Below are 10,986 nucleotides of genomic sequence, written 5' to 3'. Positions count from 1 at the left end.
CAGCATCCGGCGAAGGCTGCTGTCCGCCCCGTAGACAGCGTCGCCCAGAACGTAAGCGCACGGGACGCCGGCATCGAGCGCCGCCGCGACCATGGCGCGCGCCATCTTTGGCTTGGTCGCAAACTCGACCGTCTCCGGGATCGACGCCCTGGCACATCGCGCCCGATCCTTTGTCCAGCTCTCCGGCAGATAAAGGCGACGATCGACCAGCGCTTGGCCGTAGCGGCTCGCGTAAGCCAAGAACACGCCGATCTGGCTGTTCTCGATCCGCCCCGCCGTTCCCGAGTACTGACGCGCGACACCGGCGGAACGATCGCCCTTCTTCACAAATCCCGTCTCGTCGACGATCAGGACGCCATCCTCATCGCCCAACGCCTCCACCACATAATCGCGAACCTCGTCTCGGAGCCGATCAGCGTCCCAGTGGCTGCGCCCCAACAGCGACTGCATCCGATAGGGCCGCTCCGCTCCGGATTGCTCAGCCATCAGCCAGCCTGTCTTGCGCTCAATGCCGGAAAGAAGGCCGTCAAGGAAATCGGCGCCCGTCTCCCGCAACTCACGACGAGGAAGCACCCGCCCAACCCGCGCCTTCAGCGCTGTGAGCTCCTGCTCCCAAGCCAACAACGACCCTGACCACGAAGCGACAGACATGGTTCCCTCCATAACCTGTCGAAGTGAATCAGAAAATCAAATGATCCGCAACTGTAGTACTAGATCACCTCGTGCTGCGCGACTTTATAGGCAGCACAGATTGCGCGAGCCATGGCCGAAAGATTTAAGGCAGAGATCTTGAAAACTTCCGCAGCTGAAATGGTACACGCTTACATTGCTAGACGGCACGCCTCCGTTCCGGCAAAGCTGCGAATCGCGGGGCCAATGGCAATCCGCAGGTCGGCGGGTTCGGGCAACGCTCATTGAAAAATGGGCCGCCGACTTTCCTTTTGGCTGTAAGCTCGCTTCATGGCGCTTGGACACGCTAGACTAACTCTAGCAATCAACTGTAGCGGCCACCTGAACGAGTAAGTAGCGCCATTACCGGACCCTCACCGCCGCTCTCAACAGCGGACCTTCGCTCTACGGCCGGAGTCGACCCGAAGACGACCTTGGCCCGCCGGGTCATGAATGGCAGCCCTACTCCCGCAACTGCCCTTTCCGACCCCCGCGCTGGATCCCGATATCTGCCACGCGGGCCCTTGCAGTTGTTGTCCGGCTGTTTGCGCATGTCACATGTCAATAGCCACAGCCGCGTGACCGCGATCCTGGTTCATTGAGGTCGAACCGTCCGGAAGAAACGCCCTCTCCGAATCGTTCTTCCGCGTCCTTAACGAAATAATTGACAGTCCAACCAAAACGGCGCTCCGTGGTTCGACGGGGATGGATCTTGGCACTCTTGGCGATGCCGGACTTCGCCGTCACGATAGGGAGGATGCAATGCCGACAGTCATTGGCCACCATAACATCACAAAAGGAGCGAAGCACTGGCTCGACTCGCCGAAGCGCAAAGAGCTTTTTGGTCCGCTCGGCGTGACCAACATACGAACATTTGTAGATCCACAAAATCCGACCCGGGTGGCCGTTCTTATGGACGTTCCGGACATGGACGCCATGATGAAAGCTATGCAGAGCAAGGAAGCCGCGGATGCGATGGCCTTCGATGGAGTGGTGCCAGAGTCCTTGGTGATCCTGGTCGAATCGTAAAGGTGATTGCTCCGCTGGCCAAGGTTAGAAGGGTTTGCTCAGCGATTGCCGTGCGGTTCCGGTCATTCTGGAAAGCGCCCATTATTGGCGTAGAGCCCGCTGGGCACTGGCTTCAAGAGCCGGTCCTGCGCGTGAGCGCCGCCGTTGGTCTCGGTCGTGCCAAGATCAGCCGCTACAGCTTGCGCAATCTAATGCCGGCTCAGGTCCGCAAAGCAACTGTTCCGCGCGTTCACGCTGGACTTCCGCTTGCCACCCCGAGGCTGCCATTGCGCGCATACGCAACGCTGCGAATTTGGCACTTCAACCGAACAGGAAAATGCCTTTCTCTGCGCGGGATTAAGATTACTTAATGGCGACTTTGAGCCGACCGGACCTGAGTGATATTCATAGAGGTGACTGGGTGGATCGCCGGCTGCCGCGTGCATGGCGGCCCTACACGCGGCTCGCGCGGCTGGATCGGCCAGTGGGCATATGGCTGACGTTGTTCCCTGTTGGGCCGCATTGATCCAAGCGGCACATGGTATCCCCGCCGTTCAGCAATTGGCGCTATTCACCCTTGGCGCGTTTCTGATGAGAAGCGCCGGGTCCACGATCAATGACATTGCCGATCGCAGGTTCGACGGCCACGTTGAGCGGACCCGCTTTCGCCCTCTGGCAAGCGGCCAGATCGGCATGGTCCCAGCAATCGCCTTTCTGGCAATTCCGCTTGCGCTTGCGGCGTCGCTCCTGCTGTTCCTGACGCCCTACACGCGCCTGATCGCCACTTGCGTATTGCCGAAGGGCTGGCGGTTTCTAGTTATCGCGTCCGGGAGCCCAGGATCCCGAGTCACGCTATGTGAGGAAAAACATTCCTCATTTAGGGCGAAATAGGCGAAAAATTGCTTCACTAGGCCAAAAAAGGCAACATTGAATGCATCTAAATTCAATTCGGTAGATTTGACGCGAGTTCAACGGAGGCGGAAATGACCAAACCTCATTTCATGAAACTGCTCGGCGCACTGGTCGCCACATCTGTCCAGTTCGGCACGCTCGGTTTCGCGTTTGCCGATACCACCATTCTCAACGTGTCCTATGACCCGACGCGTGAGCTCTACAAGCAATTCGACGAGGCTTTCACCGCCCACTGGAAGTCCGAGACCGGCGAGACCGTCACCGTCCAGCAGTCGCATGGCGGATCGGGCGCTCAGGCTCGCGCGGTAATCGACGGCCTCGACGCCGACGTGGTGACGCTGGGGCTGCAAGGCGACATCGACGCGATCGTCTCGAAAACGAAGAAGATCAATCCCGACTGGCGGACGAAGTTCGAGAACAATTCGGCGCCTTATACCTCGACCATTGTCCTCCTCGTCCGCAAGGGCAACCCCAAGGGCATTCACGATTTTGGCGATCTCACAAAGGACAGCGTCCAGGTGATCACGTCCAATCCCAAGACCTCCGGTGGTGGCCGGTGGGCCTACCTCGCGGCCTGGGCCTGGGCCAACACCAATGATGGCGGCGATGAAGCCAAGACCAAGGAATTCGTCGGCAACCTCTATTCCCATGTTCCGGTGCTTGACACCGGCGCGCGTGGCTCGACCGTGACCTTCGCGCAAAAGGGCCTGGGCGACGTGCTGATCGCCTGGGAAAACGAGGCCTATCTGGCGCTGGACGAGTTCGGCGCCGATCAGTTCGAAATCGTCATCCCGCCGACCTCGATCCTGGCCGAGCCGCCGGTCGCCGTTGTCGACGCCAATGTCGATGCCAAGGGCACACGGAAAGTTGCCGAAGCCTATCTGGGCTATCTCTATTCCAAGGAAGGCCAGACGATCATCGCCAAGAACCACTACCGTCCGGCGAAGCCCGACCTGGTGCCTGCGGAGGATCTCGCCAAACTGCCGGAAATCAAGCGGATCAGCATCGACGATCCAATTTTCGGCGGATGGATGAAGGCGCAGCCTTACCATTTCGGCGACGGTGGTATATTTGACCAGATCTATAAGCCGGCCCAATAGCATTTAGATCAGGACGACATGACCACAGCACGCCCGCCAAGGCGGGGTGGCGGTTCAGACAGCCGAGCGTCATTCCGGGTTTCGGATTGACGCTCGGCTTCTCGCTTGCCTTCCTCACCCTCCTCATTCCGCTGTCCGGGCTGATCTGGCGCTCGGCGGCGCTCGGCTGGACCGACTTCTGGGCGATCGTCACCGATCGCCGCACCATCAACGCGCTTGAAATCAGCTTCGGCACCGCCTTCATTGCCGCCGCTGTCAACGTCGTCTTCGGCACGATCGTCGCCTGGGTGCTGGTGCGCTACAACTTTCCCGGCCGCCGCATCGCCGATGCCATGGTCGACCTGCCCTTCGCGCTGCCGACAGCGGTGGCCGGCATCGCGCTGACCACGCTTTACGTACCGAACGGCTGGATCGGAAGCCTGCTGATGCCGCTCGGCATCAAGGTCGCCTACACGCCGCTTGGCATCGTCATCGCGTTGATCTTTATCGGCCTGCCTTTCGTCGTTCGTACCGTGCAGCCGATCATGGAGGAGATCGACAAGGAGGTGGAGGAAGTGGCCGCAACGCTCGGCGCCAATCGCTTCCAGATCATCAGCCGCGTTCTGCTTCCCGGACTGGCGCCGGCCATCGTCACCGGTTTCGCGCTGGCTTTCGCGCGCGGCGTCGGCGAGTACGGTTCCGTTATCTTCATCGCCGGCAACCTCCCCTACAAATCCGAGATCGCGCCGCTTCTGATCGTCATCGCGCCATCTCGGTCGTGTCGGGCCACATACGCGGGCTAACCAACACCATGCCGCTGCATGTTGAAATCCTTTATAACGAGTACAATGCCGCCGCCGCCTTTGCCGTCGCTTCGCTGCTTGCCGGCCTGGCGCTCGTCACGCTGGTCTTGAAAACACTTCTCGAGATGCGCTACGGCGCCGAGATCGCCGCGACGCGCGGACACTGACAAATGCATGTCGCCCAAAAGTGTGTAGCGGTTTTTGGACAACGACATGCATGAAACAAAGATTTGATGTCGCCCAAAAGTGGGAACCGGTTTTGGGATAACGGCATGCATCAACTACAAAAGGGATTTGCATGGAAGTTCGCGTTGCCAACGTGCGCAAGGAGTTTGACCGGTTTCCGGCCCTCCACGACGTTTCTCTCGACATCAGGTCGGGAGAACTGATCGCGTTGCTGGGGCCATCCGGCTCCGGCAAGACGACGCTGCTCAGGCTGATCGCTGGCTTGGAGCGGCCGACCCGCGGAAAAATCTTCTTCGGCGAAGAGGATGCCTCCCAAAAGTCGATCCAGGAGCGCAATGTCGGCTTCGTCTTCCAGCACTACGCGCTGTTTCGCCATATGACGGTCGCCGACAACATCGGCTTCGGCCTCAAGGTCAGGCACGGGCCGTCACGCCCGTCGGCGAAGGAAATCCGCCGCCGCGCCTTGGAACTTCTCAACCTCGTCCAGCTTTCCGGTCTGGAAAAACGCTATCCGGCGCAGCTTTCGGGCGGCCAGCGCCAGCGCGTGGCGCTGGCCCGCGCCATGGCGATCGAACCGGCCGTGCTTTTGCTCGACGAGCCGTTCGGCGCGCTCGATGCCCAGGTGCGCCGCGAACTGCGCCGCTGGCTGCGCGACATCCACGACGCCACCGGCCATACCACGGTCTTTGTCACCCATGACCAGGAAGAGGCGCTGGAGCTTGCCGATCGCGTCGTGGTGATGAGCCAGGGCCGCATCGAGCAGGTCGGCACCGCCGACGAGATCTACGATACCCCGAACTCGCCCTTCGTTTATGGCTTTATCGGCGAATCGAGCTCGATCCCGGTCAAGGTCGAGGACGGCCAGGTCTGGATCGCCGACCGCCCGATCGGGCTCTCCGCGCCGCACGCACCGCAAGGCGAAGCGACATTGTTCTTTCGCCCGCACGATGTCGAACTGGTGGACGAATGCAACGGCTGCATCGCCGGCACGGTCGCCGCCAGCCGCCGCGTCGCCGGCACCAGGCGCGTGGAACTCGAAATCGGCGGCGAACGTCGGCGGGTCGAGATCGAATTGCCCGTCGACCATCCGGCGGCGCAGAAAAGTCGCGTGGCTTTTAGGCCGCGGCGCTGGAAGCTTTTTCCGGCTGGTTGATTACGAGGCGATTACCAACTTGTGCACAACAAGACGTTTCGCTCTTTCAACGCGCCTTAGCGAGAGCGCAAGGGTCATCGGATTTTTCGGGGAAGCCGCAAAGCCGTAGTGCTCGTAGAAGGCTTTCGCTTCGTCCGATATGGCATGAACAAGAAGGCCGCGAATCCCGAGGATCGTCGCGGCGTAACGCGTGCGCAGAACGGTGTCTTGCAACAGCGCGGCGCCTAACCCCTTGCCTTGCCAGCTTGTGTCCACGCTGCTCGAATGTCGCGCGGTATACGTCGAGCAGCCTGATGGAGCAGGTCTGCACGGCCTTGCCGTTCAAGATGGCTTTGGTGGACCGCGATCACGTTCCCGGCGGAAACTCGCTGTCGGTTGTCTCCCATCCTTTGATGGGCATCCACGTCATCGACCGGCGCAAGCGCTGCGTCAGCGGATAGTGGTGTCGATCCACGCGTCTTCGCCACAGCGGCGCCAGGAGCCACCATTCCCGGCGCTTCTCCAATACTGACCTTCGCGCGCTACGGCTTGACGCGATTCGGAGCTGACCTTCAAAGATATAGCGAATTAAAGAAAACAGCGGTATTTTGACCGATTGAAATCTCCTTGGGGTGCTCATGGCTCTAGATGTCATTGGTGCAGGCATGGGTCGCACTGGCACATATTCGCTGAAGCTCGCGTTGGAGCATCTTGGGTTCGGGCCGTGTCATCACATGGCAGATGTCCACGCCAATCCCGAGCAGAAAGCGCTGTGGCGCGCCGCCGGCCAAGGACAACTCCCGACCTGGGATGCGGCATATGCCGGCTATCTTTCCGCGGTCGATTGGCCAACGGCGCATTTTTGGCGCCAAGTGAGTGACCACTACCCTAATGCAAAGGTTATCCTGACAGTTCGTGACCCGGAAGCCTGGTATGACAGCATGGCGCAAACAATAGGGCTCACGATGGATGCTGCTACCAATGATCCACAGTCCTTTGGTGTGGCGGTGGTTGGAAACACTGTCTTTGGCGGTCGATTTGATAACCGTGATCACGCAATCGCTGTCTATGAAGCACATAACGCTTCCGTGAAATCAACGCTGCCGCCTGAACGCCTTCTCACGTATCAAGTCTCCGAAGGATGGGAGCCGCTTTGTGCCTTTCTCGATGTACAGTTGCCTTCCGAACCGTTTCCACGCACCAATTCGACTGCCGAATTTCGTGCTCGCATAGGGCGCTGAACGGCGGTTTTCCACCCCGGCCGGACCTTCCCGAGCCTCATCAGGCAATCTGATCTATGAACGCGCCAACCGACCACATGCGCCAGTAGCAGTCATCCGATCGGACGAATCGAATGACCGCTTTGGCTAGTTCGGTTCGAAGCCTTAGGCTTTAAAGAGATGCGCTTAAACATCTTGGATTCGAACGCGCAGCAGTTTTGCCGAATTCAGGAACACCAGGACATCTGGCCCCAAGTGCAAAATCGCTGCCTGGATAGGACCGATCCAGCCCATCAGCGCTGCGGTAATGCCCAAAACATGCACAACACCAACGCCGACGAAGATATTCTCCTGAATTGTCCGGTAAGCGCGTCGCGCAATCGCGCGGGCGCTGACAATTCTTGCCAGGTCATCCTTCATCAATGCGATGTCGGCGGCTTCCAGCGCTGCCTGCGTGCCGCCGCCCCCCATCGCAATGCCGACATCGGCCCGTGCCAGCGCCGGCGCGTCGTTGATCCCGTCGCCGACCATCGCCACGCGATGGCCCTGCTTTTGCAATTCGGCGATGGCGGCGACCTTGTCCTGCGGCATCAGATTGGCACGCACTTCATCCACGCCGAGCTCGTTGGCGATGGTCCGCGCTGTGGCCTCATTGTCACCCGTCACCATCACCATGCGCTTGACCCCGGTTGCACGGAGCTTTGCCAGCGCTTCGCGCGCACCTGGTCGCAATGTGTCGGCAATAAAAATCACGCCAGCGAATTTCCCATCGACCGCGACGTGAACCGGCGTCTGTCCGCCCTTTTCGATCGCATCGGAAAGCGGCACGCCGGCCTCGCGCAACAACAATGCATTCCCGACCAGCACGGTGCGTCCGGAGACCGTCGCCTTCACACCGCGCGCCTGCAACTGCTCGTACTGCTCCGGTTCCGGGACATCGATTTTCATCCGGGCGGCATAGTTGACGACCGCTTTCGCCAAGGGGTGAGCGGAGCGCCGATCGGCGGCGGCGGCAAGGCTGATCAGATCAGCTTCCGAAAGCGTGCCGTCCTGCATCTCCACGCCGACAACCTCGGGCTTGTTCGCCGTCAGGGTGCCTGTCTTGTCGAACACCAGGACGTCGACCTTGGCCAAAGACTCCAGATAGACGCCCCCCTTGACCAGAATTCCACTGCGTGCGGCTCGCGCAATGGCTGCGATAATCACCAGAGGAGTCGCCAATCCGAGTTCGGCAGGTGATGTGAAAATCAGCAGAGTGACGATCATCCGAACGTCGCGGGTATAAAGATAAACCGCAACGAGGAAGATCAGCACGACCGGGATCAGCCATGACGCGACCTTATCCGCCAGTTTCTGGACGGGTGCCTGTTCCGCTTCGGCATTCTCGACCAGACTGATGATGCGGGCAAAGGTGGTGTCGGCACCAACCTTCTCGGTCTCGATGTCGAGGGCGCCGGATTCGACGATGGTTCCGGCAAAGACATCGGCGCCATCGCTCTTGTCCTTCGGAATGCTCTCTCCTGTGATCGATGCTTCGTTGACCGAAGCCGCTCCACCGACGACGGTGCCATCGACCGGGATCTTCTCGCCGGCCCGCACCAAGACAACGTCGCCCGCGCGCAAATTCTCGATCGGGACCATGCGTTCGCCACCTGCGTCCCGCACAAGCGCCACCTGCGGCACTGAGCCGATCAGGTCTTTGATCGAGGCTCGCGCTCGTTCCATATTCACATCGGCGATGAACTCCGCGATCAAAATGATCACCATGAGGACCGCGCCGGCGACGGTCTCGCCTCCGATCAGCGCCACCACCGTGGCAATGGTGACGAATATTTCGGTACCGATCTTGCGCTCTTTTACGAGATCAACGACGCCGGTCTTGACGAGCGGATACAAGCCGATGGCAACCGCCACCCACAAGGCTTGTATTGGAATGAGCTGCTGCCAATACAGCAACGCCATCAAGCCGGTAAAAAGGATGCGCGCGACTTCGGTCCAGCGTTCGCGCGTCATCAACACTCGCCAACCCGATGGAACCGTCTTAGGCGCCGGCTCAACGCTTTCCGTGGCTGCTGTCTCGGATTTCATGATTGGCTCGCTATCTCGGATTGCGGTCTTGGGTTGAAGCATGAGCGCATCAGGCCCCCGCGGCGGATAGTCCTGTCCAGCCATGGTATCCGACATAGAGGCCAACGGCGATGAGAAATAGCGCGCCCAGCGCGCGCGACGGTCGGCGGCCCCTACCGTGACGAGAGTAATCCCGAAGCTTGGCGATCCTGTCCCACATGCATGCCTCACGTCCACACCCGGAGGGATTGCTCCAGCCTGTCGGCGATCTGTATGACGACATAGGCGATCACCATGTAGATCACGACGGCAATCACAAAGGCTTCGAGGTAGTAGAAGTTCAGCGCGGCGGTCAGTTGGGACTGCGCGAAGATATCGACGACCTCGATGGCGAATCCGAGTGAAAGCGCCTTCATGATGACCATCATCGAGGTGGTCAGCTCGGGAATTGCCGTGAGGGCCACCTGGGGAAATAGGACCCGTCGGAACAGTTGGCTGCTTGTGTAACCCAGCGAGTAGGGGGTCGGAACAAGAACCGTTCCCAGCGACACGCTAACGTCGAACGGAGCATGAACGTCATGCGGCGTGGCGTAACCGAGCCGGAAGTCTGAGCGAACGGAATCCTTCAGGCATCTGATGTTCTGCATCCCAGGTGTAGATGCCGGTCAGGTTGATGTGCTCCCAACTCAGCCGCGATACGTGCTTGAGCAGATGATCCGGAATCTCGCGATGCGTTTTGCGTAAGTAGGTAACGGCCCGTTCGATATAGACCGTATTCCTACGATCGCACCGACGACGAGGTTGAGGCCGGAGGCGCGGAACGCCTGGCTTTCGAACGACCGGTCACGGATTTCACCACGCTCGTGGAAGAAAACGGCGCGCTTCAGGTTATGCGCAGCCTCACCCTTGTTGAGGCCGGCCTGGCAACGCCGGCGTAGCGCCGAACTTGAGTACCATTCGATCATGAACAGCGATCGCTCGACCCGGCCGAGTCCCGTAGCGCTCGTGCGAGTTGGCTTTCCTTCGGAGATGCGGATAGTTTCTTCAGGATCGTGGACGGCACTAAGGATCGCGTGGTGATCGACGCCGCCAGATGGAGGAGATCATCCCAGTGCTCGAGGATCAGGGTGGTGTTGATCGGCGCGCCGATGTGGTTCGACAGCGCCGGGTATGCATCGCCTTTCTCGAACGTGTGGAATTTCCGGTCCTTGAGGTTGCACAGTCGCGGCGCGAAGCGTTTGCCTATGAGGGCGAACAGACCGAAGATGTGATCACTCGCGCCGCCCCTATCGGTAAAGTGTTCCTGGATGTCGAGGACCGTGTCCTGATCGAATAGCCCATCGAGCACATAAGCAGCCTCACTTTCGGTCGGACTGATGGGCAGAATGCTGAAGTAGCCGTACTGATCGGAAAGGTGGCTGTAGAACTTTGAGCCGGGTTCGCTGCCGTAATGCAGATTGATGTCGCCGCGCTTTGCGGCTCGGTCGCTCGCGCGGAAGAATTGGCCGTCAGATGATGACGTCGTGCCATTGCCCCAAAGGCGAGAATGCGGATGGCGGGTGTGTGCGTCCGTCACGCAGGCCTGCGCCGCGCGGTAGGTCTCCGACCGTGCATGGAAGGTTCTCATCCAACTGATCTGGTGAGCGCTGATGCCTTTGGACGCGCTGGCCATCCGTTTCGGACCAAGGTTGGTCGCATCCGCCAGTACGCCGGCCAGCATGGCCGAGACATTTCTTGGGACGTCGCCGGTGCGAACATGCGTGAAGCTATCCGCAAAGCCGGTCCATTCATGCACTTCCCTCAACAGGTCGGAACCTCGATCATTGGATGCGGCGTCCATCCCTGGATGGCAATCCCGGCACAACACCCAGCGGGGATTGCGAACCTCCACTGTGCCGAACACCGTTTGA

General features: G+C 59.9%; 9 protein-coding genes and 5 pseudogenes. 8 read left to right on the top strand and 6 right to left on the bottom strand.

The features are described from left to right. On the bottom strand, window positions 1-651 hold a 651-nt coding region (locus tag NKI58_RS24965; RefSeq protein WP_352853818.1), incomplete at its 3' end, for an IS701 family transposase. Window positions 652-1,431: 780 nt separating this feature from the next. Between NKI58_RS24965 and NKI58_RS24960 the strand changes: the two genes are divergently transcribed. From NKI58_RS24960 to NKI58_RS24935, 6 genes and pseudogenes are all read left to right on the top strand, one after another. After that, window positions 1,432-1,698, top strand: a complete 267-nt coding sequence (locus tag NKI58_RS24960) for a hypothetical protein (protein ID WP_023680946.1) — start codon at window positions 1,432-1,434, stop codon at window positions 1,696-1,698. A 349-nt stretch (window positions 1,699-2,047) separates the two neighbouring features. Continuing rightward, a pseudogene (locus tag NKI58_RS24955) lies at window positions 2,048-2,475 on the top strand (UbiA family prenyltransferase); the annotation flags it as partial. A 185-nt stretch (window positions 2,476-2,660) separates the two neighbouring features. Beyond that, window positions 2,661-3,689, top strand: coding sequence for a sulfate ABC transporter substrate-binding protein (locus NKI58_RS24950; protein ID WP_352528948.1), 1,029 nt, complete (start codon window positions 2,661-2,663; stop codon window positions 3,687-3,689). Then, window positions 3,686-4,432, top strand: a pseudogene (cysT, locus tag NKI58_RS24945) (sulfate ABC transporter permease subunit CysT); the annotation flags it as partial. The gene NKI58_RS24950 and the pseudogene cysT, both read left to right, overlap by 4 nt. 47 nt (window positions 4,433-4,479) lie before the next feature. Beyond that, the gene (locus NKI58_RS24940; protein WP_352466292.1) at window positions 4,480-4,638 is read left to right on the top strand and encodes a hypothetical protein; all 159 of its coding nucleotides are present in this window, start codon (window positions 4,480-4,482) and stop codon (window positions 4,636-4,638) included. Between the two features lie 131 nt (window positions 4,639-4,769). Next, a complete protein-coding gene (locus tag NKI58_RS24935; RefSeq protein WP_352528950.1) occupies window positions 4,770-5,810 on the top strand; it encodes a sulfate/molybdate ABC transporter ATP-binding protein in 1,041 nt (346 codons plus the stop codon). Here NKI58_RS24935 and NKI58_RS24930 read toward each other — a convergent pair. Next, window positions 5,811-6,068, bottom strand: a pseudogene (locus tag NKI58_RS24930) (GNAT family N-acetyltransferase); the annotation flags it as partial. Window positions 6,069-6,103: 35 nt separating this feature from the next. On the opposite strand from NKI58_RS24930, the gene NKI58_RS24925 reads away from it, so the two are divergent. Together NKI58_RS24925 and NKI58_RS24920 are read left to right on the top strand one after the other, a co-directional pair. Further along, the gene (locus NKI58_RS24925) at window positions 6,104-6,250 is read left to right on the top strand and encodes a hypothetical protein (RefSeq protein ID WP_023680966.1); all 147 of its coding nucleotides are present in this window, start codon (window positions 6,104-6,106) and stop codon (window positions 6,248-6,250) included. A 177-nt stretch (window positions 6,251-6,427) separates the two neighbouring features. Beyond that, entirely contained in the window at window positions 6,428-7,030 is a 603-nt protein-coding gene (locus NKI58_RS24920) for a sulfotransferase family protein (RefSeq protein WP_084641948.1), read from the top strand. A gap of 165 nt (window positions 7,031-7,195) precedes the next feature. Here the strand turns inward: NKI58_RS24920 and NKI58_RS24915 are convergent, their stop codons facing one another. The 4 genes and pseudogenes from NKI58_RS24915 to NKI58_RS24900 form a co-directional block, all read right to left on the bottom strand. Continuing rightward, window positions 7,196-9,022 (bottom strand): heavy metal translocating P-type ATPase, encoded by a 1,827-nt coding sequence (locus NKI58_RS24915; protein ID WP_352508712.1) that lies wholly within the window; start codon window positions 9,020-9,022, stop codon window positions 7,196-7,198. 281 nt (window positions 9,023-9,303) lie between these two features. Continuing rightward, window positions 9,304-9,594: pseudogene (locus NKI58_RS24910) on the bottom strand (ABC transporter permease subunit); the annotation flags it as partial. 58 nt (window positions 9,595-9,652) lie between these two features. After that, window positions 9,653-9,799, bottom strand: a complete 147-nt coding sequence (locus tag NKI58_RS24905) for a hypothetical protein (protein ID WP_280952151.1) — start codon at window positions 9,797-9,799, stop codon at window positions 9,653-9,655. Continuing rightward, window positions 9,763-10,916, bottom strand: a pseudogene (locus NKI58_RS24900) (Tn3 family transposase). Before NKI58_RS24900 ends, NKI58_RS24905 begins: the two are co-directional and overlap by 37 nt. Between the last annotated feature and the right edge of the window lie 70 nt (window positions 10,917-10,986).

It is taken from the genome of Mesorhizobium sp. M0522 (assembly GCF_040321085.1).
In the GTDB taxonomy this organism is placed as follows: Bacteria; Pseudomonadota; Alphaproteobacteria; order Rhizobiales; family Rhizobiaceae; genus Mesorhizobium.
This window is presented reverse-complemented; position numbering and strand designations above follow the sequence as displayed.

Bases quoted from the DNA above. Each gene is read 5' to 3' on its own strand.
- NKI58_RS24960 (WP_023680946.1), top strand. From the start codon at position 1,432: ATGCCGACAGTCATTGGCCACCATAACATCACAAAAGGAGCGAAGCAC.
- NKI58_RS24950 (WP_352528948.1), top strand. From the start codon at position 2,661: ATGACCAAACCTCATTTCATGAAACTGCTCGGCGCACTGGTCGCCACA.
- NKI58_RS24940 (WP_352466292.1), top strand. From the start codon at position 4,480: ATGCCGCTGCATGTTGAAATCCTTTATAACGAGTACAATGCCGCCGCC.
- NKI58_RS24935 (WP_352528950.1), top strand. From the start codon at position 4,770: ATGGAAGTTCGCGTTGCCAACGTGCGCAAGGAGTTTGACCGGTTTCCG.
- NKI58_RS24925 (WP_023680966.1), top strand. From the start codon at position 6,104: ATGGAGCAGGTCTGCACGGCCTTGCCGTTCAAGATGGCTTTGGTGGAC.
- NKI58_RS24920 (WP_084641948.1), top strand. From the start codon at position 6,428: ATGGCTCTAGATGTCATTGGTGCAGGCATGGGTCGCACTGGCACATAT.
- NKI58_RS24915 (WP_352508712.1), bottom strand. From the start codon at position 9,022: ATGACGCGCGAACGCTGGACCGAAGTCGCGCGCATCCTTTTTACCGGC.